Here is a 21,035-nt window from a genome sequence, read left to right on the forward strand (position 1 = left end):
GCCCAGCTCAGCTCGGGTCAGCCCGCGCGGCTGCGGTGGGTGCCGCGTCCACCGTCCTCCAGCGTCCGAAGTCGGGCGGCCGCCCCCTGCCCGGCTTCACGGGCCCGGGAGGCCTCGGCGCGGGCGGCGTCGGCAGTGTCCTCGGCGGCCTGGACCCGGTCGTCGGCCCGGGCGACGGCCGTCCGCGCGTGGCCGTCGCGCTCCCGGGCCTGCGCGAGGCCTGCCGCGGCCCGCTCGGCCTCGTCCTGGGCCTGCCGTCGGGCCGAGGTGGCGCGGCGGAGTTCCCGCTCGGCTTCGGCGGCCCGGTCGGCCGCCTCCCGCTCGGCCCGCTCCGCGGCGGCCACCGCGGAGCGGGCCTGCTCGCGTTCCCGCTCCTGCTCCCGCTCTTGCTCCTGCTCGGCACGTGCCTGCGTCCGAGGCCGTGCCGCTGAGCCCTTCCGCTCCTCGGCCGACAGCCGTGGCTCCGGCCGCTCGGGCTCCGCTCCGAGGGGAGCGGCCCCCGGCCACAGGGGTGGCTCCAGGGCGGCGGTGAGTCGGCCGGCCGCCAGGGCCCGGGCCGCATCCGGGTCCGCGAGGGCGGCGGACAGTGTGCGGTCGAGGTCGGCGGCCGCGTCCGCACCGAGCGGGTGTCCGGCCGTGGTGGCGTCCCGTTGCGCCTGCTCGGTCAGTTCCCGGACCAGCCGGCGGCGCCGGTCGGTGAGCGTGCGCAGCCGGTCCCCGGCCAGGTGCTGCTGGGCGTCCCGCAGCTCCTGGCCGAGGTCCAGGAGCCGCCCGACCAGGTCCCCGTGCCGGTGGGCGAGGAGGTTGGCGGCCCAGGCGGCGAGGGTGGGGCGGTGCAGGGCGCGGACACGCTTGGCCAGCTGCGGGTCGGACTTCTTGACCTCGTCGGCGCGCGCGTTGCGGGCGGCGGTGAAGTCGGCCGGCGCGAGGGCGTAGAGCGTGTCGGCGATCTCGTCGAAGACTGGCGTGTCGGCCATGTCTCCGGACTCTACGGCGGCTGTCGCCTACGGGCCCGCTGCGCCGGCCCGTACCTCGTCACGGCGGGCCCGGACGGCGGTCCGGATGCTGCTGCAGCGTTGCGGCGCGCTCCCACCGTGGCGGCCGGGCGACGTCACCGCGGGGCCGGAAGCGCCCCGCGCTCCGCCGCGACCCGCGATGCTGCCGCAGCCGAACGCGGCCCGCACTGAAGCTATCTGACGCAACATCAGATGGCGTCTCGGTGAGCGGGCCGCAGGCGCCCGGGGTCAGGCGACCGTCAGGACGATCTTGCCGGTGGTGCGGCCCTGCTCGCCGAGCTCGTGCGCCTTCGCGGCCTGCGACAGCGGCAGGACCGTCTCCACCACGGGCCGCAGCGCGCCGCGCTCCACCAGGGCGGCGATCTCGCGCAGGCCCAGGTGGTCCGGCTCCACCAGGACCCACTGGGCCCGCACGCCGTCCGGTGCGGCGGGCACGTCGTCCGGGCCGGGCAGGGTGATCAGCCGGCCGCCGGGCCGGAGCACCTTCAGGGAGCGCTGCGCCGTCTCGCCGCCGAGGCCGTCCAGCACCACGTCGACGTCGGAGACGGCGTCCTCGAAGCGCACGGCCCGGTAGTCGACGACCTCGTCCGCGCCCAGCTCCCGCACCAGGTCGTGCTTTCCGGCGCTGGCGGTCCCGATGACGTACGCGCCGCGGGCCTTGGCGATCTGCACCGCGAAGTGGCCGACCCCGCCGGCCGCCGCGTGCACTAGCACCCGCTCCCCGGGGCGCACGTCCGCCGTGTCCACCAGCGCCTGCCAGGCGGTGAGCGCGGCCAGCGGCAGCGCGGCGGCCTCCACGTGGGTCAGAGAGGCCGGCTTGGGGGCGAAGTGGCGGGCCGGCGCCACCACGTACTCGGCGTACCCGCCAGCCTGGCGCGGGAACAGGGGCATCCCGTAGACCTCGTCGCCGGGGCGGAACACGCCTACGCCGGGCCCGGCGGCCTCGACCGTGCCGGACACGTCCCACCCGACCGCGGGGACGTCGCCCCACTCGATGAGGGCGCCCCCGGCCCGGGTCTTCCAGTCCACCGGGTTCACGCCGGCGGCGTGTACCCGCACCAGGACCTCGTTCAGGCCGGGTTCGGGGCGCTCGACCTCGCGCTCGACCAGGTTCTCGGGCCCGCCCCACTGCTCCACGACCACCGCTCGCATGCTGTCCTGCCTCGTTCTTCGTTCCGTTCGGTGCGCCGCCGGTTCCCCGGCGACGCAGTCCACGATCCGGCACCTGGGACCGCCACGGTGTTGGCCGTCCGGCCACTATGTGACAGGATCTGGCCATGGGTACGGCGCAGCGGACGGGGGCAACGAGGGCAGCGGACATCGCTCGGGACGCGGACGAATGGGAGCCCGAGCCCGAGCGGGCGGCGCGGAAGGGCGAGTGGGCCAAGCCCCGGCGCCACCGGATCGCCGTGCTCGCCCTGCCCGGCGTCCCGCCCTTCGAGCTCGGGATCCCCTCCCGGGTCTTCGGCAGCGCCCACGACGCCGACGGCCGCCCGCTCTACGACGTCGTCGTCTGCACCGCCGACAGCGCCCCCGTCCTCAGCGACGCCGGCTTCACCGTGCAGCCGGCCGCCGGCCCCGAGGCGCTGGCCGCGGCGGACACCGTGATCGTCCCGCCCACGCACGCCATGCCCGAACTGGGCCGCGGCGGCCCGCTGCCGCCCGAGGTCGAAGCGGCCATCGCCGGCATCCGGCCCGGCACCCGGCTGGTGTCCATCTGCTCCGGCTCGTACGTGCTCGCCGCGGCGGGGCTGCTCGACGGCCGTCCGGCCACCACGCACTGGAACCTGGCAGCGGAGTTCCGCCGGGCCTACCCGGCGGTCAAGGTCGACGAGGACGTCCTCTTCGTCGACGACGGCGACGTGCTCACCTCCGCCGGCGTGGCCGCCGGCGTCGACCTGTGCCTGCACGTGATCCGCCGCGACCACGGCGCCGCGGTCGCCAACCGCACCGCCCGGATGTGCGTCGTGCCGCCCTGGCGGGACGGCGGACAGGCCCAGTACATCGACCGCCCCGTCCCCGAACCCACCGTCGCCAGCACCACCGCCACCCGCGCCTGGGCCCTGGAACACCTCGGCGAGCCGCTGCCCCTCACCCGCCTCGCCGAGCACGCCCGGATGAGCCTGCGCTCCTTCACCCGCCGCTTCCGCGACGAGGCCGGCATGACCCCGGTGCAGTGGCTCACCGCCCAACGCCTGGAACTGGCCAAGCAGTTGCTGGAGAGCACCGACCTGTCGATCGACCTGGTCGCCCACCGGTCCGGCTTCGGCTCCGCGAACTCCCTGCGCGCGCACATGCGGACGGCCTTCGGCGTCTCCCCGGCCGCCTACCGCCGCACCTTCAGCCCCCACGAGCCCGCCCCCGCCTGATCCCCGAGCCCCACGACGCGGACGGCGGTGCCGTGCGGGCTCGTCACCAGTCGGCGCCGATCTGCTCCGCGACCGCGAAGTCGCACTCGCAGTCGGGGCAGGTCGCGCGGCCGAAGACGTAGGTCAACGCGTGCGCGACCTCGGGCCGGCCCTCGGCGAGGGCGAGGTCGTGGAGGCGCCGGCCGATGCCGTCGAGGTCTGCGGGCGGCGAGGGGCGCAGGGCCCTCGTCTCGATCGTCTCGACGCCGCCGTCCGCGAGCGCGTGATCCTCGCTGCTGGAGAAGAAGCCGCGTTCGCCGAAGACGACGTACAGGCCCGCCTCGCAGTCCGGGCAGGAGACCGTGTACTCCTCGCTCCCGAGCCCCCAGGCCAGCTCCTCACTCCAGCCGACGACACCCTCGAAGGCCAGCGTGGCCTCCATGAGGTGGATGTAGTCGGCCCGGTCGGAAGCCGTCCGGCGGTACGTGCCCACGGCCGTCAGCAGCGCGGAGATCTGCGGTGCGTGCGCCGAACGCACGTCGCCTGCCTTGTGGGACTGACCGGCGCCGGCCACGATCGCACCCGCCAGGACAAGGGCGTTGACCGCCTGTTCCCGGTTCCCGCCCGTGGCCGTTTCGGCCAGCCAGGGCAGTGCCGCGAAGCTCGCCGAGTAGACGGTGCCCTGGTGGCACAGCGCCGACCACAGGTCGCTCCAGAGCTCCGCGCTCGGCTCGGCGGCGATCCGGTCGAGCAGCGCGGGTATGTCCCCGGCGGCTCCGTAGGCATGGTTGAGTCGCGACCAGTCCGTCATGCGCCGATCCAACCAGGTCCGCCACCGAGGCGACATGAGCACCCCCGCACTGCGGGCCACCCTCTCGCCGCGACGCCGACGCCGATGCCTATCCCCAGGCGGGGTCTCCCCGGCTCAGAAACCCGAGGTGTCGAGTTCGAGGTCCAGCGGCTGCGGCAGTCGGAGCGGGGTGCCGAAGGGGTGGGGGCCCTCCACCAGGGTGTAGCCGAGTCGGCCCGGCTGGGAGAACAGCGTGCAGGTGCGTTCCTGCCGGTCCACGAGGAGGTACACCGGAGCGCCGAACTGGGAGTAGCGCCGGCGCTTCGCGGTTCGGTCGGTCTCACCGTTCGACGGTGACGTCACCTCGACGACGAGCACGGTCTGGTCCGGGAGGAGCGCTCCCTCCGTCTTCGCCAACTCGGCCGGTACGACGGCGAGGTCCGGCACGTAGAAGTTCTCCGTGCCCGGCAGGTCGAGGTTCCCGGAGCCGGCGCGGAGGCCGAGCTCGCGCATGCGGGGACCGATCTGTTCACGGATCAGGTCGACAGCGGTCTCGTGGGCCCAGGACGGTGACACAGGGGTGATGACTCCCTCGACGATCTCGACCCGGTCACCTGCGATGTGCTGGATCGCGTACTTGAGGGCCTGCTCCGGATTCGGCACCGTGCTGTAGTCACCCGGGCCGGCATGCGCTGTGCTCATGGGCTGCTCTCCCTGTCCGGATCATGTGTGCTGCGGCCCGGCTGTCACGGCCGGAACATATGGCCGACCCTGGTACGGCACCCAGTTACGTTACTGGGTGCCGTCGTACCGTGTCCGCTCCGTTCGCGTCGGCCGTTCAGGCCGCGGGCTCGGCCGTCCCGCCCTGCCCCGCCTGCCCGCCGGCGAACACCGCCTTGACGAGCCTGTCCAGCGCCTTCGGGAACTCCTGTGCCGGGTCGGTGGCGGAGTCCCCGGTGGTCAGCCCGGCCGTCAGGGTCCTTCCGCCGTCGGGGGTGCTGATCATCAGTGCTCCGAAGCCGCCCGGGGCGCCGCCGTTGTGGTGGACGATGGTGCCGTGGTCCGGGCCGAGGTCCTGTACGAACAGGCCGAGGCCGTACCCGAGCATCCCGTGCGGCGTGCGCATCTCGTCCAGCAGTGGGGCCGGCAGGAGCCTGCCGCCCAGCAGTGCGGAGAAGAAGGTGTGGAGGTCCCGGGTGGAGGAGATCATGTCGCCGGCACCGATCAGCAGGGAGAGGTTCTGGCGGGTGACGTCGACCACCTCCCACCGCTCGGCGTCCTGGTAGCGGTAGTAGCCGTGGGCGTGCGGTTCGGGGAGGTCCGGGGAGGTGCCGGGCACCGCGGTGTCCCGCAGGTCGAGCGGCTGCAGGATCCGTCGCCGCATCTCCTCGGCGTACGAGCGGCCGCTGATCCGCTCGACCAGCAGGGCGGCCATCGTGAAGTTGGTGTTGGAGTAGCTCTGGTCCGTCCCCGGCTCGAACCGCGCGGGGCGGGAGAGTGCGAACTGCACCAGCTCCTCCGGGCGGTAGCTGTGGAACCGGTTCTCCACCCAGGCCTTGCCCACCGAGGGGAGCCCGGGCACGAACGTCCCGTCCGGGTCGAGCTCGCCGGTGTAGTTGTACAGCCCGCTGGTGTGCTGCAGCAGCATCCGTACGGTGATCCGCTCGTCCAGGCCGAGCTCGGGCAGGTGGGCGGCCACCGGACTGTCCAGCCCGATCGCGCCGTCGGCCACCAGCTGCAGGACCAGGGTCGCGACGAAGGTCTTGGTGGTGCTGCCCACCCAGAACCGCCCGTCGGCCGGCGGCTCCTCGGTCGTGCCCAGCTCGCGCACACCGGCGGTGCCGACCCAGGCGCCCCGCTCGTCGTGCACCCGCATCTGCATCCCGGCGAACCCGGCGTCGACGAACGCCTGGACGGCCTCCTGCAGGTCGGGGCGGTCCTGCCCGGCGGTGGCCTGCGACAGGGTGGCCTGCGACAGGGCGGGCTCCGGCTGGTCGATGGGGGTGACGGACATGGTGGTGCCTCCTTCGGATCCGCCGGCGGCGGACATCGGCGTGGAACCCCGACTGGCTCCCGCCAGTGTTCGGGGATCGCTGAACGTTATCGACGCTACATTGCGTTCATGAATCGGTCAACGTTCAATGGGGGCTCACTTTGCTTGCACAGTAAGGCATCGGCTGCCATCCAGGGGTCTAGCTTTGCAATGACCTTGACGCTTAATGCAATGGGAGATCGAACCGTCCTTTGCAATGAGGTGCAGCTGAATGCATACTGTGCGGTGAGATCCGCAGGCGTCGCGCGCCGCACGCCGCACGCCGCACGCCGCGCGCACGTCGGCAGAGGGGAGACGGGTACCGATGCCCGGAGGCAGGCTCACCAGCGAGGACCGCCGGCAGATCGCCGCAGGGCTGGCGGACGGGCTCGGATACGCCGAGATCGGCCGACGCCTGGGACGACCCGCCTCGACCGTCATGCGGGAGGTCACCCGCAACGGCGGGCCCGACGACTACGGGGCGACCAGGGCGCACGAGGCCACCCGGCACCGCGCGCGCCGGCACAAGCAGGCCGGGCCCGCGGCGGCGGTCCCCGACAGTGGCCACGGGCGCGACCCGCGCGCGGTCCGGGACATCACGGAGTCCTGGAGCGCCGTCCTGGTCCGGCAGGGGATGCCCCGGGTGGCGGCCGGGGTGCTTGCCTGCCTGTACGTCACCGACTCCGGCGCCCTCACCGCCGCAGACCTGGTCCAGCGGCTGTGCGTCAGCCCGGCGTCGATCTCGAACGCCGTCACGTTCCTCGAACAGCAGGGGATGCTCCGGCGGGAGAGGACTCCCGGCGTGCGCCGCGAACGCTACGTCATCGACGACGGCACCTGGGCCCGGACCCTGCTGGCCACCATGCAGATGAACGACGTCCTGGTGGCCGAGGCGAAGCGGGCGGCCGGGATCCTCGGGGACACCACCCCGGCGGGCGCCCGCTTCGAGTCCTCCGCCGGACTCCTGCTGCTGGTGAACGAGGCCCTCCGCCAGGGCGTGGAGCAGTGGCGGAGGAGCCTGGCCGAGGGCTCCGACGGGGGCTGAGCGCCGGCCGCCGGCACTCACATCCCGGTAGCTCAGACGGGTTCAGCGTGAGAGCCTCACGATCATGGCCACTGACACCGAGGTAGGCGAGCTGTTGCACCAGCGCGGCTGGCGGACGGCATTCACGGTCGCAGAAATGGTGAACGCGTGGGCCGCCCTGGTGAGCGTCATCGAGCGCGGCTACGGCGATGACATCCACGAGTTCACCAACGACCTCTACTGCCGGAACTGGCTCCACGAAGCGTGGCTCCTGCTGGACGAACACGTCGTCCAGCTCTGGACCCCACGGATCAGAGCCCTGGACGATCGGTACAAGGCAGCCACCATCGACGACGACGGCCAAGCACTCGACCGGTTCCACAAGGTGCCCGGCCCCGATCTGTGGTGGTGGCGGCGACACCCCCGCATCCTCACCGGCGACCTCGGGCGATCACTGCGCTCGGCCGGTGCCGTCGGCACCGACCCGGACCCGGCCTGACCCCCAGCCTGGCGGGGTTACGGGACAGCTCTTGTCGGCTGCTTCTGCCAGCGGGCCCGGTGGAAGATCGGTTCGACGGCGACGACGCAGAACGCGTGCATCGGCCGGTTCGTGTGCTTGGGGTCGAAGAAGCCGACGATGTCGCCGAGGAAGCTCTCGCCGTGCTGATGGATGTGCGGCTCCCCGGCGACGCGGTCGCCGACGTCGGTGAGCAAGTCGCCGATCCAGAACAGGAGCTCGGCACGGGCGGTGATGACGATCGTCGCGGCGTGCTCGGCGAAACGGGCGGGGTGGCGATCGGCACGGCGACGGACGTCGTCCGGGCGGCCGGCGGACCGTGCTGCCGGGGCCGTCACCCTCAAGGGCGCCGAGGCGCGGCGCATCCGGCGCCGCAGATCCGGCCAGTGCGAGGGCCGCAGCCCGGTGTCCTCGCGGGCCAGGAGCAGCGGCAGCGGACGGGCGTCGCCGACGAAGGTCGTCGGTCGGTCGCCCGACGGGACCGGGATGTGGACGGCGCTGTGCGGGCTCGTCGCGGCGACGCGGAACAGGGCGCCGAGCCGTAGGAGGTCGGCGCGGCTCGCCGTCAGAAAGGCGACCTGGCGGTCGGGCGGGTGCACGAAGGTGTTGCGGAGCATGGGACCGGTGCTCAGGACCCGGCTGAGCCCGGACCCCGGATCACCGACCGGATGGCTCGTCAGTGGTAGCCGCATCCGCCCGTCGTCAACCCCCATGCGCCCAGTACAGCACCCGTACCGGGCGGTCCGACACTCCTTTTCCGGACCGCCCCCGGGGGACGGGCCGCAACGCGGCGGGTGGGCGCGCGGGGGCCGCGTCAGGCGGCGGCTTGTCGACTTCCGAGGGTGCCCCCGCACCCGGGCGTCGTCACTCGTAGACCCGGGCCGCGCCGAGCTGCCAGGCGACCGACGCCCAGGTCACCGGCTCGACCGGCGGAACGCCCGACCACCTCGGCGGCCTGCCGAGCGAGGCACCCAGCCAGCTGTCCCAGGACTCCAGGAACCCGGCCGGCGAGGCGCTCGCCCAGCCGCCACCGTCACCGGCCCACTCGCCCCGGGCCCGCCTGTCCGCCCGCCAGGCACGGTCCCGGGCGAAGTCGGCCGCCAGGGCGCGCAGCCGCGTGCGCAGTTCCCCCGAGGTGGTGACCGGCGGCTCGCCGGTCAGGGCGGCGGGATCGGCGAGGCCGGCCGACGGCGCGGCGAGCAGCCGGCACTGCCGCGAACGCGAACGGGGTCCGGTACCTGGGTAGGTACCGGACCCCGTCCGACAGTGGAGCGCCAGGCCCGGGTTGCACGGACTCTTCCTACTGAAAGTAGGACGTGCTCTGGTAGCACCGCTGACGCCTGACGAGGAATCATTCTCCCTCGCGACAAGAAGAATACTAGCAGCTCAGGACCCGTGCGCCGAACCACGGTGCGAGGCCTGGGCGGCTTCCCCTCTCCCGGGCCCGCGTGGCCGGCGCGCTCCTTCTCCGACACCGCTACCCGGCCGACGCGCAGAGGGCGTCCGCGTAGGCGGGGATCAGCGGGGAGCGGTCGGCCCGGCGCCAGGCGAGGACCAGGCGGCTCGGCGGGAGGTCGTCGACCGGGCGGTAGGCGATGCCCTCGATGCGGTGGCGGGCGGCGGCCTGGCCGGGCACGAGTGCGACGGCGCGTTGCCACAGGACGGCGTGCAGGCACTCGTCCAGGGACCGGACCGCCGGTCCGTCGGTGCTGTCGGAGGTCGGCTGCCAGAACGTCCGCCAGGTGGGGTCGGCGGTTTCCGGCAGGCGGACGGAGCTGCGGTCGGCGAGGTCCCGGGCGCTCAGGCTGCGCTGACGGGCCAGCGGGTCGTCGGCGGGGAGGGCGGCGTAGCAGCGGTCCTCGCGCACCGTCCGCGTCGCCAACCCGGTCTCGTCGAACGGCCCGTAGGTGATCGCCACGTCGACCTGGTCGGCGGTCAGCCCGATCAGCGGGTCGCGCAGGTCGCCCTGGTGCAGCCGGACGGTCGTGTCGGGGCAGCTCCGTGCGAAGGCCCGGGCCGCCGGGAAGGACAGGGCCTGCTCGCCCGGTCCGAGCACCCCGACCCGCAGCACCCGCTCGCCCGCTGCCCGCAACACCCGTTCCCGGGCCCGTTGGGCGTCGGCCAGCAGGGCGCGGGCCTCCACCAGCAGGACCCGGCCCGGCGCGGTCAGTTCCATGCCCCGCGGCGTCCGGACGAACAGTGCGCAGCCGAGGTCGGCTTCGAGTTCCCGGATGCGCTGGCTCAGGGGCGGCTGCGACATCCGAAGGCGCCTCGCGGCCCGCCCGACGTTCGCCTCCTCCGCCACCGCGACGAAGTAGCCGAGTCTGCGCAGGTCCATGGGGGCCACGATAGCGACCGGAAGCGATAGCCGGAGCATGCCCACCCAGTCCGAAACGGTCTTGGACGCACCGTGCGCCGCGCGGCTTGGATCGGGCCATGACCTACCAACAGCCCTCGGACCTGCGCACCGTGCCGACGGTCCGCGCCCTGGCCCGGGACGAGTTCGACGCGTTCATGAACTTCCACGAAACCGTCTTCCGGGAGGGCGGGACGATCCCGCTCAAACTACGCGAACTGGTCGCGCTGGCCGTCGCGATGACGACGCGGTGCTCCTACTGCATCGACACCCACACCCGCGGCGCGACGGACGCGGGGGCCACGCGCGAGGAGATCGCCGAGATCGGCTTCGTCGCCGCGGCCGTCTGCGCCGGCGGCGCGATGGCCCACGGCCTGCTCGCCCTGCGCCTCGACCGTGAGCACCACCACCCCGGGAAGGACGCCTCCGAGTAACCCGGCCCGCGATTACGCGATTACGTGGTCTTCGGACCGCTGATCGCGGCCCGCGACGAACGGTCCGCGATCCGCCGCCCCTCCGGGTACGGCCGCGGTGTGGGTGAGCCTGCCCGCACCGCGGCCGTACGCGTTTCCGGTGCCGTCCAGCCGTCGCGAACTCCCGCGCCTCCGCGGCCCTGCGCCGTTCGACGCCCGCCCCTCCGTTCCCCCGGCGTCCCGTTCCAGCGTTCCAGGCTCGCTCCATTCCTGCTGGTCAGAGCCCCATTCGCCGTTCCACCCTCCCCATCGTGCCGTCAGGTGTGGTGGCTGGGACGAAGTGCCCTGCAGGCTTCGGTCATCAAGCCTCGGTCATCCGATCGACGCACCGGCTCACCAGCTGAGCGAACGCCGAAAGGGGCACCAGCACATGTCCGTCCGCACCTCCCGCACCCGACTGATCACCACTGCCGTGAGCGTCGCGATCGCCGCCCTCTCGATGAGCGCGTGCAACGGCGACGGGGACATCAAGTCGGCGGGACCTGCCCCGACGGTCACGGTCACCCCGTTCACCGCATCGCCCACCACGCCGGCGGCCCCCGCGTCGCCCGCCGCCCCGTCCGCCGGCGCCCCGTCCGCCGCTGCGCCCACCGGCAAGGCCCCGGCCGCCACCGCGTCCAAGCCCGCCGCCAACACCCCGGCCTCCCCCGCACCGAAGGTGCCCGCCGCCGCCGCGGCCGCGAACCCCTCCATCTGCGAGGGCTCCAACACCAAGACCACCGCCGCGCCGCTGAACCGCCCCGTGAACCACATGCTGCTCACGGTCACCAACATCGGCTCCACCACCTGCTACCTCCACGGCTACCCGGCTGTCCGCTTCGGCGAGGCCCAGTCCGTGCCCCCGGTCATCGACGACTCGAAGCCGCAGGCCGTCGTCACGCTCAAGCCCGGCGAGTCCGGCTACGCCTCCGTCAACCTCTCCTCCACCGACGGCACCGACGGCTCCAACGGCCACACCGTGACCTCCCTGGACGTCTACTTCCACGGCCCCTCCGGCAACGAGAGCGTCGGCGCCGGAGCCCACCCGTCGCTGCCCGCCAAGGGCACGTACGTCGACGACTCCCTCAAGGTCACCTACTGGCAGCAGTCGATGGACGACGCCGTCTCCTGGTGACACCCGCACCACCCCGGAACGCCAACCGCACCCGGCCCGAAAGCAGGCAACCACCATGCCCGACACCGCCCGCAGGATCGCCCGTCGTCTGGCCGTCTACGCCGGTACGGCCCTCCGGATCCTCGTCCTCGGCCGTCCCGACGACCCGGACCTCGTCCGGAGGGCCGGCCTCACCCCGCGCTGACGCGGTGCCCGCGAGTGAACGCGCCTGGCCCACCTGGCCGACCGGATGTCAACCGCGCCGTGCCCGACCGGATGTCACGGTCCCGTCCCTGTCATGTCCTGGCGATTGTGACGCCACAGATGCCACCAAATTCTTTCTGCCACACGTCCTTTGAGCTGTCCGAGCGCCTCGGCGCCGATCAGCACCGATCAGCACCTGTCAATGCCGATCAGCACCTCTCACTGCCCACCGTCATCAAGGAGTCACCATGTTCGTCCGCAACCGTCGTTCGCTGCTCGCCTCCGCCGCCCTCGTCGTCGGGGCAGGGCTGGCGTTGACCGCGTGCGGGCCCGACAACTCCGACACGGCCGGCGGCTCTCCGGCTCCCGCGCCCACCTCGGCCGCCGCCGCGCCGTCGACGCCGGCCGGCCCGGCCACCGGTGCCCCCACCGCGAGCACCCCGACCGCCGGGGCGTCGCACACCGCCACCCAGCCCGCGAAGACACCGCCCGCCGCGAGCCCGTCGGGCGCCGCCAAGCCCGGCGGTACCCAGCCCGCCGGCACCCAGCCCGGTGGCGGGGACGCGGGCACGGACGCCCGGCCGTGCGACATCCAGAACCTCACCATCCAGGCGGCGCCCCGCGCCGGGGCGCCGACCCAGTGGGCCATCGAGGTCCGCAACACCGGTACGGGCACCTGCAGTCTGAGCTCCACCCCGGGAGTCAACCTGGGCAACTCCAGCACCCGGGACCAGAGCAACAACATCATGCCGATCCTCGCCAGCGGCACGCTCCGCTTCCCGGTCCCGGCAGGCCGCAGCGCCTACGTGGTGATCGACCTCGACCCGAGCGGCGCCACCACCGGCACCACCCCGGGCATCAACGAACTCAACGTCCTCGTCGACGACGACGACACCAACATGCCCCTCGCCAACACCCACAACTTCCCGCTCCCCAGCGGCACCCACGTCCTCAACCCGCAGATGGGCATCTACCGCCCCACCCTGGCCGAGGCCGTCACCTCCATGTCAGCGGCCGGCAAGTAACGGGTAACGCAGACCACGCCGATGCGCCGACCGATCCGGCTCCGTCGCCCGGCGCCCGGGGGTCGGCTCCCCGGGCCCGGATCCCGACTCCCGGCCCCGGATGTCGGAGCGATCTGCCACTTATCCGGCGATACCGCCTCTGAGCTGGGAGTTCTCCTGGCCGACGACGCCACGGATCCCCTAAAGTCGGCGCGCCCGCCCCGGTCGGGGTGGTGGCGTACCGGCGTGCACGGTCGAGCACGCGGCGATTCCAGGAGTTGACGATCTGATGGTGTGTGTGGCGTGCGGGGCACGCCCTGCGGGTACGGACAGCGGCCGCTGCTTCGGCTGCGCGGAGGCGGCCCCCGGATGGGCGGCGGCGCTGAGCCCGGCGAACGGCCTTGCCGTGGCGGTCTACGCCCTGCTGGCGTTGGACGCTGCGCTGGCGGCGGTGGCGGTCGCGGTCGACGTGTGGTCCGACGTGCTCCTGGGCGGGCTGGCGGACGGGCCGGGCGACGTCGACCTCGATGACTTCGAGGCCCTGGACTCCGCGGCGCGAACGCTGAACTCGGTGTACATCTCGTTGGCGCTGGCCACCGCCGTGGTGTTCATCGTCTGGTTCTACCGCATCCGCAAGAACGCCGAGCTGCTCCTGCCGAACGGGCACCGCCTCGGGCGCGGCTGGGTCATCGGGGCCTGGTTCACCCCCGTCGTCCTGCTCTGGTTCCCCTGGCAGCTGATGGCGGACTGCTGGCGGGCGAGCGCGCCGCTGGACGCCGACGGAAGGCGACGCACGCCGTCGGAGGCGGTCGTCGTCCTGTGGTGGTCCACCTGGATCGGCTCGATCATCGTCGGCCGGATCGCCGCCACCATGGTGAGGCACGTGGACCTGTCGCTCCCGGGCGACCTCGAAGACCTGCGCAACACGATCCGGGTCGAGGCCGCCGGGTCGGCGCTGCGGCTGGTGGCCGCGATCGCGGCGATCATGGTGGTCAACCGCCTGACCGCCATGCAGCAGACCCGCCGGGCCGACATCAACCCGCTCGCCGCACGGGCCGCCCAGGAAGCCCGGGTCCAGGCCGTGGTCTCGGCCTCCGCCGCTGCTGCCGCGCCCGCCGAAGCGCCGCGTGACGCCGCACCGGAGGGCAGCCCCTCCGCCTGACGACCCACCCGCCCGGCCGGGGCCCCTCGGTCGGGCGAGTGTCGGACACCGTCGGTGCCGACGGTGAAATCACCGACGATGATGTTCGCCTGGATCACCGGGCCGTTGACGGTGCCCTCGATCCTGTTCACGGTCCGGAAGCCCGGAGGCTGCTCCCCGTCCGAATGCCGCTCGGGCAACGCCTGGCCCTCCCCCTCCCGCAACGAGCCTTCCCCGCAGCAGCTTTACACAGCGACGACGCCTCGGGAAGCCGGAGCTCCGATCTCCGCCGCCGACTTCCGTGCGACCGTCAATCGCACCTCTCGGCAGGCCAGTTGGCCGAAATCGTCCTGCGGAGCCCGCCGACTTCGGATACCGGCGCACCTTCGGCGGGGTGTGGTTTGCGCGCTCACCAGCTCCGGCGTCCGAGCGCGCCACGCGGCCCGAGCGGCCCGTGTCCGAGCGGCCGCGCTACCCGGCGGTGAGGCCGAGCGCGGCCCGGACGGCGGCTGCCTGCGTACCGGCCCCGTGGCTGCGGGCGTCCGCGACGTACTGTTGTGCGCTCGTGCCGTCGGACGCGGTCCGCAGTGCCGCCAGGGCCGGTGATCGCTTGACCACTCCAGTCGCCCGCGCGCGGTACGGCGCCCGGGCCGGACGGAGGGGCCCCCGTCGCGTCGTCGCGCTGCCGCATCCGGCTGTCGTCCGGCTGGTCGCCGGCGTTCGGCATGGCTGGTTCTCCCCCTGGTGCGCGCCGCGCAGCGGCTCACCGCGTTCGACGGCTGCGCGAATACAGACGATCACCCGCGTACGACCTGGGTGGGGCCCGTGGCCAACAGTCGCCGGCGACCGGGCCGGTGGTCGGGGGGCTTCACGTGCGCGGTGCCCGAGCAGCCCTGGTACCCGGACGTCACCCACGGGTCCCTCACTGTTCGAGGCCGGCCGCCGCTGACCTCTGGTGATCGGAGCAGCACCAAAAGCGACGACACGTCGACTCCGGCGTGGCGGCCGACGACGCCGTCGACCTCGGCCCGGACCGCCCCCTCCCCGCCCGACGGGGACGATATCGGGACAAGCGTTAGATTGGGGCGAGAAGGGGCACGATCGCCGACGAGGTGTGGCCGATGCACTCGATCCTCGACTGGCTGCGCGGCCTGTCCGGCCCGGTCGTGTACGCGGTCATCGGCGGCATGGTCTTCACCGAGGACGCCCTGTTCTTCAGCTTCTTCATCCCCGGCGAGACTGCCGCCGTATTCGGCGGCTTCCTGGCCCACCAGGGCCGGGCCTCCCTCGGCTGGATGGTCCTGGTCGTGGTCTTCGCGGCCGTCCTCGGCGACTCCGCCGGTTATGAGATCGGCCGGCATCTCGGTCCGGCCATTCTTCACACCCGCCCGCTGCAGCGCCATGCCGGTCGGGTCGGTACGGCCCAGGACCTGATCCGCCGGCGCGGGCCGGCCGCCGTCTTCGTCGGCCGTTTCGTCGCCTTCTTCCGCCCGCTGGTGCCCTCGCTGGCCGGGATGTCCCGCATGCCGTACCGCCGGTTCCTGTTCTACAACGCCCTCGGGGGAGTCGCCTGGGGCGTCGGATTCACCCTCCTCGGCTACTTCGCCGGTGCTGCCTACACCAGGGTGGAGGGCACGGTCGGCCGGGTCGCCGCCATCGCGATCGGTGTGATCATCGCCGTCACCCTGCTGGTCTGGTTCCTGCGGCGGCACCGCGCGCGGGGCCGTGAGCCGTCGGACGACAGCGACGGCCGGGATTCCTGAACCGGACGGTCCTGCCCGTACGGTCGCGTCCTGCCCGTACCGAAGGCCGCCGGGACCACTGCCGTCCGTCCCCGGGCGGCTACTGCCCACCGTGCGTCGTCATGACCCTCTGGTAGAGGACGGTGCGGGATCGACGGGTGCGTTGCACCAGTCCGGCCCGGTGGAGGATCTGCAGGTGGTAGGAGACGGTCGCAGGACTGAGGTGAACGCGCTGGGCGAGTTCTCCGGTCGTGCGGGGCTGGGCGAGTTCGGCGAGCAGCTTCGTGCGCGTCGGACCGATCAGTTCCCCGCCGCGCCCGGCCGGGAGGCAGTCGTTCGGCCCGACCGGGTAGACGATCAACGGCAGGCGGGGGGCCGGCGCGCCCGGGGGCTCGGCACCACAGAAGGTCGCCCGTCGCGCGAAGACGCTCGGCACGAAGATCGCGGCATCGGCGTCGAGGTGCGACGTGGGAAGCCCGGGGATCGCCAGGTGGACGTTCAGAGCGCCGTCGTCCCACTCCAGATTGGGTGCCAGGTCGTCGACGGCTGCTGCGATGCCGTGCTGGGCGATCACGGTGGCGCGGGCGGCCACGTCGCCTTCCATGCGTGCCCGTATGCCGGGCCAGTGACGCGCGAGGGCGGTGTGCCAGAACTGCTCCAGCTCCACCGCGACGCGCTGTGCCAGGTACTCCTCGCCCCGTTCCATGGCATCGAGGAGCAGCCGGGGCGGCCGGTCGGCCGCGGTGTGCCCCCACGAGTGGCCGCCGACGGCCGCGGTGAGCTCGTAGCGGATCCGTTCCCGGGGCGTGGTGGCGACGCGGTGCAGGGCTTCGTCCAGGGGCATCTGGAAGCCGGACGGTTCCGGCCGGAGGAAGTCGGGAGCGTAGCCGAGTGGGCCCCTCCCGCGACGACGGCGAGTAACCCCAAGCGCCGCGCTGACAGGGCCTGTACGGCCGAGGCCCGCCACGCGGGGTCGAGTCGGCCGGGCGAGCGCGCAAGGGAGAACAGCAGATCCTTGGCGATGTCGAGCGGGGTCATGGCGAACCTGACCTTGCCCAGCCCCTGCCTGCCGAGGTTGATCCGGATCACGAGCCGCCCCCCGCGTCGAGATTGCCTTCGAAAGAAATCGAATCATTCGACGGCCGACGTGTCACCGGGGTTCTCTGGATCCCGTGCCTGACACCACGGGCGGTCAGCCGGATTTCCGCCGGGATCCGCCGGTTGACGAACGGGTGCCCCGCACGGACATTCCAGGTCCCACAGACATCTCCGAGGGAGTCGCATGAAGCTCGTGAAGGCAGCACTGACTTCTGCTGCCGTCGTCGCGGCCACGCTGGGCGTCACCACCTCCGCGCACGCGACGACGCAACACTGCAACAGCAACGGCAACTTCTCCATCTGCGCCTACGCGACCTGGTACCGGTACGTGGGGGACACCTACGCCACGGTCTCGCTGTCCTCCGGCCACTACACCGACTACCGGTGGACGATCACCCCCTCCAGCGGCAACGCGCAGACCGGCCTGTTCTACCCCGGTCAGAGCGCTTCGGCCGACTTCTCCGGCAGGGTGAACGTCACGGTGTGCGTCAGGGAGGCCTCGCTCGGCACCGTGTGCGTGGGCCCGTTCTCCCCGGACACCAGCAACGCCGGCTGATTCAGCGCCCGCAGCGGTCCGCTCCGGCCATGGCAGGCCGGGGCGGACCGCTGCAGCATGAGCACGATGTCCGGCGACGGGGCCGACCACGGGCAGGGGCCGGGGGGTCGTGGCGGTGATCGATTGGCGACGTTTCGGCAGATCAGCCCCGGTATCCGCCTCCTGTCGTGACGCTTGGTCAGCACCCCCGCCGGGCCCTAGAGTGCGCGCATGAACCTCCGCACCAAGAAGACGCTGGGTGTCCTGCTCAGGGGCGCCATCATCCCCACCTTCTGGACCGTTCAGGTCATGGTCCAAGAGCGGCAGATCGTGCTGAGACCGGCCTTCTTCGTCTTCCTGGCGTTGCTCGTCGCGACCACCGGGTACGCGTGGTGGTGGTACGGCGACTCCCCCAAGGCGGTGGCCTACCGGGCGAAGGCGGAGGCCAAGAAGGCCGCCCGGCAGCAGTCGAACTGATCGCCCGAACTCCTGACTCCTGTTCACCCGCATCCCCCCTCAGAAGCCGTTCGCGCACCGGTCCTGCGGTGGTCAGTCCCGCTCGTAGTGCGCGAGGTACCAGTTGCACGCAGTCCCGCTGGTCGCGCAGGAAGCGGACCAGGAACGCACCGGGCTCCACCGGGCTCGGTATCGCCCATCCTGGCGACCGGGACCGACAACGCCCGCGCGTGTGGGAGACTCCGCCCGAAGTCGATCACGGGGGTGTGCGGTGGGGCGTGTCTTGACGTGGGTGGTCCGGTGCTGCGCGGTGGGCGCGTGGGCGGCGATGGCGGTCGCGTTGGTGTGGGCCTTCGGACTGGGTTCCGGCGCCCTGCAACCGCAGAGCGACCTGCTCCTCCTCGGATGGGCCGGCCTCGGGCTGCTCTGGCTGCGGCTGGTCGCCCTCTGGACGCGAGCCGCCGTGCGCGCGTGGGCGCGAACGAGGGCTGGCCGGGTGCCGCTGTCCAAACAGCCCACGCGGAAGGCCCGCGAGCCCAGGGTGCCGGGGAGCTTCCACACCCGCGCCTGGGTCCATGCGCGACACGCCGCCGTCTGGGTCCTCATTCCGCTCGCCGCGGCGGTGCCGACCTCGCTCCGCGAGATGGACGGCGGCGATTCCGTCCGCCACCTGAAGCAGGCCGGAGCGGTCACCGTCACCGCGACGGTCGTCAACGCCTCCGACGTCGAGGAGATCGAGGACGACGGCAAGGTCACGGGCTACCACGCCGACCTCGTCCTCGCGATACCGGGCGGCCCCCAGGTCACCGCCTACGGGGTCACCCGCGAGGAGCCCCACCCGGACGGCCGGGTCCGCGCCCTGTGGGCGCCCTCCTCCCCACAGCTCGGAGCCGTCGTCAACGACACGAAGGACCTCGATGCCTTCGTCCGCACCGGTTGGACGTGGCACGCCGAGAGCATCGGCATGTTCGTCTTCTTCGGACTGTTCGTCGGCGCCGGCATCGTGCCGCTGTCCGTGTCCGCCGGCACCGACGCCCTGCACGACCTGACGTGGCGGCCACTCGTGCAGACCGTCAACACCACTGTGCTGACACTGCTCTTCCTCTGGATCCGCCCCTTCCTGGCCGCGCACGGGCTGGGAGCCGACGTGGCCGCCGCGACCACGGTCGGATTCGGGATCGTCCTGCTGCTCCTCTACTTCGGCCAGTCATTCCGGGCATGCAGCGTCACCTGACCCGACGACGCCGGCTCTCGGCGGGCGCTTCGTTCCCGACGGCCGAGGTCGGGTCCCGCACCGGATCGGGCCGGATCTGACCTCGGCAGTGCGTACCTGCTCCGCCGGCTGTCAGGCGGGCTTGGCCGACACGGGCCAGTGGCCGCCGGGGAACTGGCTGTTGTCGACGGCGTTGCCGTGCAGCGCGGCCATCTCCTTGGCCTGGGCGCCGAGCAGCACCATCAGGGCGGAGACCGCGGCGACGATCACCGTGGTGTTGACTCCGGCTTCCTCAAGGATGATCAGGAAGCCCGCCCAGGAGAAGACCACCGAGCCGAGGGCCGCGATCGCGGCGATGGTGGCGCCGATGAACTTGACCAGCACGAGTGCCAGCGCGAGGTAGAAGGCCAGGCCGGCCGCCGCGCACAACTCCAGGGAGGTGGAGGTCTTGTCGCAGGTCCCGCCCAGCGCGGTGGCCGCCGCTGCCTGGCGCGGGATCTCCTTGCCGTAGGCGTCGGCCGCCGGGCCCTTCCACTCCCCGGTCGATCCCAGGATCTGCGGCTGGAGTTCGCCGGTGACGCCGTTCGCCAGGCCGCGCAGGGTCTCCCACTGGAAGCCGTGGATCATCAGGTAGACCGGGGCGGCGGCGCCCTCCAGACACTCCTTGATCTTGTTCAGGATCCAGGCGCCGATCTCGCAGATCTTCTTCCCGAACCAGATCACCTTGTCGGCCAGCCAGTCGGGCACCCACCACCGGTCGGCGGCGTCGTTCGCCTTGCCGGGGACGGAGTCGAGTTTGGCCGACAGGTCGGTCAGGCCCGAGGTGAGCTTGTCGACCGTTGCCTGGTACTGCGCCGCTTGGTATGCCACGTCGATAGCTCCGCTTCAGTTGCCGGTTATTGCCGCGAGGTCGGCCGAGGTCTTCTGCTCGTGGTGGTCGTAGTTGTCCGCCACCTTGCGCAGGGCGTCACCGACGGCCTTGAGGTTCTGCTCGCCCTCCTGGGCCCGGTCGTGAACGGCCGTCAGGACCTCCGCGTAGGCGCTGACGATGAGTTGGAAGACACCGGCCTGGAAGCGGTCCATCGACATCGAGCTGACGGACGTGGCGATCTTGCCGAGCTGTTCGCCCTGCTGGTCCCAGATTCCGGCCTCTGCGCGGAGTGTGTCGGTCGTGACCTTGAAGCCGTCGTCGGCCATGGTGTCGCTCCCTTCCGGGTCGTGCGGCCCTGCGGCCGGTGTGCGTTACGGGTTGCGCAGCTTGCTCGGGTCCGCCAGCAGTGCCAGGGCCTCGCGCAGCATCCTGTCGGTGCCCGCGGTGGCCTCCTCCTTGGCGGACCGGACGGCGTCGGCAAGGTTGCTGCGGGCCTTCGAGAGGGCGGCGGCCAGCGCGTGGTTCAGCGCGGTGTTGCCGGCCGCGGCCGCCCACCGCTCGTCCGGCTCGCAGGAGACCAGCCCGCCGCGCGAGAGCACCACGGTCACGTGTCCGGCCTCGTCGCAGCCGCGCCCCTGCACCGGTGCGCCCGGTGCGCCCGCCCGGTCGAGCGCCGTCAGTACGTCCTCGGCCAGCACCTCCAGCGGCCGCGGGGTGACCTGGCTGACGTCGCCGACGAGCAGGGTCAGGTCGGGTGCGGTCGCGGCCCCGGCGTCCGCCGCCGTACCGTCCTCGGGCAGCCGGTCCGGTACGGCCGCCCAGGCCGCCTGCCCGGCGTCCTGCTGCCAGACCGACAACCGGTTGACGGCGGCGGCCTGTCCGGCCTCGACCGCCGCGCCGCCGAGCGCGTCCGGTGACAGCCGCTGCTGCCAGCCGGCCGCGACCACGATCGACAGCGGGAGGTCCTCCGGGTCGAGCACGACGGTCACCGAGCCGGTGCGGTCGGCGCCCTCGGAGCGCTGCGGGAGGACGTCGAGGGTCGCAGCGAGCGCATGGGTGAGGTCGCCCAGGAAGGCGCTCATCTGCTGCAGATCACCCAGGGGGTCGTTCATGGCACAGGCC

The 21,035-nt window shown here is 72.6% G+C and carries 23 protein-coding genes; 12 read left to right on the forward strand and 11 right to left on the reverse strand.

The window, feature by feature from the left end; all coding sequences use genetic code 11:
• Positions 1 to 17: 17 nt before the first annotated feature.
• Positions 18 to 977 carry a hypothetical protein gene (locus ABTY56_RS31350; RefSeq protein ID WP_350632736.1) on the reverse strand — a complete coding sequence of 320 codons (960 nt, stop codon included), beginning with the start codon at positions 975 to 977 and terminating at the stop codon, positions 18 to 20.
• A gap of 267 nt (positions 978 to 1,244) precedes the next feature.
• The gene (locus ABTY56_RS31355) at positions 1,245 to 2,168 is read right to left on the reverse strand and encodes an NADP-dependent oxidoreductase (protein ID WP_350632737.1); all 924 of its coding nucleotides are present in this window, start codon (positions 2,166 to 2,168) and stop codon (positions 1,245 to 1,247) included.
• Positions 2,169 to 2,293: 125 nt separating this feature from the next.
• Here ABTY56_RS31355 and ABTY56_RS31360 point away from each other — a divergent pair, with 125 nt between their 5' ends.
• A complete protein-coding gene (locus ABTY56_RS31360; RefSeq protein WP_350632738.1) occupies positions 2,294 to 3,385 on the forward strand; it encodes a GlxA family transcriptional regulator in 1,092 nt (363 codons plus the stop codon).
• A gap of 43 nt (positions 3,386 to 3,428) precedes the next feature.
• On the opposite strand, the gene ABTY56_RS31365 is transcribed toward ABTY56_RS31360, so the two are convergent.
• The 3 genes from ABTY56_RS31365 to ABTY56_RS31375 form a co-directional block, all read right to left on the reverse strand.
• Positions 3,429 to 4,175 carry a hypothetical protein gene (locus ABTY56_RS31365; RefSeq protein ID WP_350632740.1) on the reverse strand — a complete coding sequence of 249 codons (747 nt, stop codon included), beginning with the start codon at positions 4,173 to 4,175 and terminating at the stop codon, positions 3,429 to 3,431.
• A 114-nt stretch (positions 4,176 to 4,289) separates the two neighbouring features.
• Positions 4,290 to 4,856 (reverse strand): Uma2 family endonuclease, encoded by a 567-nt coding sequence (locus tag ABTY56_RS31370; protein ID WP_350520601.1) that lies wholly within the window; start codon positions 4,854 to 4,856, stop codon positions 4,290 to 4,292.
• Between the two features lie 136 nt (positions 4,857 to 4,992).
• Complete coding sequence (locus tag ABTY56_RS31375; RefSeq protein ID WP_350632741.1) at positions 4,993 to 6,168, reverse strand: serine hydrolase domain-containing protein; 1,176 nt, start codon at positions 6,166 to 6,168, stop codon at positions 4,993 to 4,995.
• 343 nt (positions 6,169 to 6,511) lie between these two features.
• On the opposite strand from ABTY56_RS31375, the gene ABTY56_RS31380 reads away from it, so the two are divergent.
• Both ABTY56_RS31380 and ABTY56_RS31385 read left to right on the forward strand, forming a co-directional pair.
• Positions 6,512 to 7,231, forward strand: a complete 720-nt coding sequence (locus tag ABTY56_RS31380) for a GbsR/MarR family transcriptional regulator (RefSeq protein ID WP_350632742.1) — start codon at positions 6,512 to 6,514, stop codon at positions 7,229 to 7,231.
• A gap of 64 nt (positions 7,232 to 7,295) precedes the next feature.
• Positions 7,296 to 7,709, forward strand: coding sequence for a hypothetical protein (locus ABTY56_RS31385; RefSeq protein ID WP_350632743.1), 414 nt, complete (start codon positions 7,296 to 7,298; stop codon positions 7,707 to 7,709).
• A gap of 17 nt (positions 7,710 to 7,726) precedes the next feature.
• On the opposite strand, the gene ABTY56_RS31390 is transcribed toward ABTY56_RS31385, so the two are convergent.
• Together ABTY56_RS31390 and ABTY56_RS31395 are read right to left on the reverse strand one after the other, a co-directional pair.
• Positions 7,727 to 8,344 carry a hypothetical protein gene (locus tag ABTY56_RS31390; protein WP_350632744.1) on the reverse strand — a complete coding sequence of 206 codons (618 nt, stop codon included), beginning with the start codon at positions 8,342 to 8,344 and terminating at the stop codon, positions 7,727 to 7,729.
• Positions 8,345 to 9,204: 860 nt separating this feature from the next.
• The gene (locus ABTY56_RS31395) at positions 9,205 to 10,065 is read right to left on the reverse strand and encodes a LysR family transcriptional regulator (protein ID WP_350632745.1); all 861 of its coding nucleotides are present in this window, start codon (positions 10,063 to 10,065) and stop codon (positions 9,205 to 9,207) included.
• Between the two features lie 98 nt (positions 10,066 to 10,163).
• Here ABTY56_RS31395 and ABTY56_RS31400 point away from each other — a divergent pair, with 98 nt between their 5' ends.
• From ABTY56_RS31400 to ABTY56_RS31425, 6 genes are all read left to right on the forward strand, one after another.
• On the forward strand, positions 10,164 to 10,517 hold the full coding sequence (locus tag ABTY56_RS31400) for a carboxymuconolactone decarboxylase family protein (RefSeq protein WP_350632746.1): 354 nt from the start codon (positions 10,164 to 10,166) through the stop codon (positions 10,515 to 10,517).
• Positions 10,518 to 10,926: 409 nt separating this feature from the next.
• A complete protein-coding gene (locus ABTY56_RS31405; protein WP_350632747.1) occupies positions 10,927 to 11,670 on the forward strand; it encodes a DUF4232 domain-containing protein in 744 nt (247 codons plus the stop codon).
• A 55-nt stretch (positions 11,671 to 11,725) separates the two neighbouring features.
• Positions 11,726 to 11,854 (forward strand): hypothetical protein, encoded by a 129-nt coding sequence (locus ABTY56_RS31410; RefSeq protein WP_350632748.1) that lies wholly within the window; start codon positions 11,726 to 11,728, stop codon positions 11,852 to 11,854.
• Between the two features lie 247 nt (positions 11,855 to 12,101).
• Positions 12,102 to 12,878, forward strand: coding sequence for a DUF4232 domain-containing protein (locus ABTY56_RS31415; protein ID WP_350632749.1), 777 nt, complete (start codon positions 12,102 to 12,104; stop codon positions 12,876 to 12,878).
• Positions 12,879 to 13,263: 385 nt separating this feature from the next.
• Positions 13,264 to 14,019 (forward strand): DUF4328 domain-containing protein, encoded by a 756-nt coding sequence (locus ABTY56_RS31420; protein WP_350632750.1) that lies wholly within the window; start codon positions 13,264 to 13,266, stop codon positions 14,017 to 14,019.
• 1,100 nt (positions 14,020 to 15,119) lie between these two features.
• Positions 15,120 to 15,761, forward strand: coding sequence for a DedA family protein (locus ABTY56_RS31425; protein ID WP_350632751.1), 642 nt, complete (start codon positions 15,120 to 15,122; stop codon positions 15,759 to 15,761).
• Positions 15,762 to 15,840: 79 nt separating this feature from the next.
• Here the strand turns inward: ABTY56_RS31425 and ABTY56_RS31430 are convergent, their stop codons facing one another.
• Positions 15,841 to 16,584: an ArsR/SmtB family transcription factor gene (locus ABTY56_RS31430; protein WP_350632752.1), complete on the reverse strand. Its 744-nt coding sequence runs from the start codon at positions 16,582 to 16,584 to the stop codon at positions 15,841 to 15,843.
• A 438-nt stretch (positions 16,585 to 17,022) separates the two neighbouring features.
• Here ABTY56_RS31430 and ABTY56_RS31435 point away from each other — a divergent pair, with 438 nt between their 5' ends.
• From ABTY56_RS31435 to ABTY56_RS31445, 3 genes are all read left to right on the forward strand, one after another.
• Positions 17,023 to 17,394, forward strand: a complete 372-nt coding sequence (locus ABTY56_RS31435; protein ID WP_350632753.1) for a hypothetical protein — start codon at positions 17,023 to 17,025, stop codon at positions 17,392 to 17,394.
• A 210-nt stretch (positions 17,395 to 17,604) separates the two neighbouring features.
• Entirely contained in the window at positions 17,605 to 17,850 is a 246-nt protein-coding gene (locus ABTY56_RS31440; protein WP_350632754.1) for a hypothetical protein, read from the forward strand.
• A 262-nt stretch (positions 17,851 to 18,112) separates the two neighbouring features.
• Positions 18,113 to 19,063, forward strand: coding sequence for a hypothetical protein (locus ABTY56_RS31445; RefSeq protein WP_350632755.1), 951 nt, complete (start codon positions 18,113 to 18,115; stop codon positions 19,061 to 19,063).
• A 111-nt stretch (positions 19,064 to 19,174) separates the two neighbouring features.
• Here the strand turns inward: ABTY56_RS31445 and ABTY56_RS31450 are convergent, their stop codons facing one another.
• From ABTY56_RS31450 to ABTY56_RS31460, 3 genes are read right to left on the reverse strand one after another with little or no spacing between them, the layout of a single operon-like run.
• Complete coding sequence (locus ABTY56_RS31450) at positions 19,175 to 19,912, reverse strand: hypothetical protein (protein ID WP_350632756.1); 738 nt, start codon at positions 19,910 to 19,912, stop codon at positions 19,175 to 19,177.
• Positions 19,913 to 19,927: 15 nt separating this feature from the next.
• Entirely contained in the window at positions 19,928 to 20,239 is a 312-nt protein-coding gene (locus tag ABTY56_RS31455) for a hypothetical protein (RefSeq protein WP_350632757.1), read from the reverse strand.
• Positions 20,240 to 20,284: 45 nt separating this feature from the next.
• On the reverse strand, positions 20,285 to 21,025 hold the full coding sequence (locus tag ABTY56_RS31460) for a hypothetical protein (RefSeq protein ID WP_350632758.1): 741 nt from the start codon (positions 21,023 to 21,025) through the stop codon (positions 20,285 to 20,287).
• Positions 21,026 to 21,035: the final 10 nt, after the last annotated feature.

Source organism: Kitasatospora sp. NPDC097691 (genome assembly GCF_040302665.1).
Classification (GTDB): domain Bacteria; phylum Actinomycetota; class Actinomycetes; order Streptomycetales; family Streptomycetaceae; genus Kitasatospora.

Coding starts and splice junctions, on each gene's coding strand:
- ABTY56_RS31380 (WP_350632742.1), top strand. CDS start 6,512: ATGCCCGGAGGCAGGCTCACCAGCGAGGACCGCCGGCAGATCGCCGCA.
- ABTY56_RS31440 (WP_350632754.1), top strand. CDS start 17,605: ATGAACCTCCGCACCAAGAAGACGCTGGGTGTCCTGCTCAGGGGCGCC.
- ABTY56_RS31385 (WP_350632743.1), top strand. CDS start 7,296: ATGGCCACTGACACCGAGGTAGGCGAGCTGTTGCACCAGCGCGGCTGG.
- ABTY56_RS31355 (WP_350632737.1), bottom strand. CDS start 2,168: ATGCGAGCGGTGGTCGTGGAGCAGTGGGGCGGGCCCGAGAACCTGGTC.
- ABTY56_RS31400 (WP_350632746.1), top strand. CDS start 10,164: ATGACCTACCAACAGCCCTCGGACCTGCGCACCGTGCCGACGGTCCGC.
- ABTY56_RS31405 (WP_350632747.1), top strand. CDS start 10,927: ATGTCCGTCCGCACCTCCCGCACCCGACTGATCACCACTGCCGTGAGC.
- ABTY56_RS31410 (WP_350632748.1), top strand. CDS start 11,726: ATGCCCGACACCGCCCGCAGGATCGCCCGTCGTCTGGCCGTCTACGCC.
- ABTY56_RS31390 (WP_350632744.1), bottom strand. CDS start 8,344: ATGCTCCGCAACACCTTCGTGCACCCGCCCGACCGCCAGGTCGCCTTT.
- ABTY56_RS31425 (WP_350632751.1), top strand. CDS start 15,120: ATGCACTCGATCCTCGACTGGCTGCGCGGCCTGTCCGGCCCGGTCGTG.
- ABTY56_RS31370 (WP_350520601.1), bottom strand. CDS start 4,856: ATGAGCACAGCGCATGCCGGCCCGGGTGACTACAGCACGGTGCCGAAT.
- ABTY56_RS31430 (WP_350632752.1), bottom strand. CDS start 16,584: ATGCCCCTGGACGAAGCCCTGCACCGCGTCGCCACCACGCCCCGGGAA.
- ABTY56_RS31415 (WP_350632749.1), top strand. CDS start 12,102: ATGTTCGTCCGCAACCGTCGTTCGCTGCTCGCCTCCGCCGCCCTCGTC.
- ABTY56_RS31365 (WP_350632740.1), bottom strand. CDS start 4,175: ATGACGGACTGGTCGCGACTCAACCATGCCTACGGAGCCGCCGGGGAC.
- ABTY56_RS31360 (WP_350632738.1), top strand. CDS start 2,294: ATGGGTACGGCGCAGCGGACGGGGGCAACGAGGGCAGCGGACATCGCT.
- ABTY56_RS31435 (WP_350632753.1), top strand. CDS start 17,023: ATGAAGCTCGTGAAGGCAGCACTGACTTCTGCTGCCGTCGTCGCGGCC.
- ABTY56_RS31350 (WP_350632736.1), bottom strand. CDS start 977: ATGGCCGACACGCCAGTCTTCGACGAGATCGCCGACACGCTCTACGCC.
- ABTY56_RS31375 (WP_350632741.1), bottom strand. CDS start 6,168: ATGTCCGTCACCCCCATCGACCAGCCGGAGCCCGCCCTGTCGCAGGCC.
- ABTY56_RS31455 (WP_350632757.1), bottom strand. CDS start 20,239: ATGGCCGACGACGGCTTCAAGGTCACGACCGACACACTCCGCGCAGAG.
- ABTY56_RS31395 (WP_350632745.1), bottom strand. CDS start 10,065: ATGGACCTGCGCAGACTCGGCTACTTCGTCGCGGTGGCGGAGGAGGCG.
- ABTY56_RS31460 (WP_350632758.1), bottom strand. CDS start 21,025: ATGAACGACCCCCTGGGTGATCTGCAGCAGATGAGCGCCTTCCTGGGC.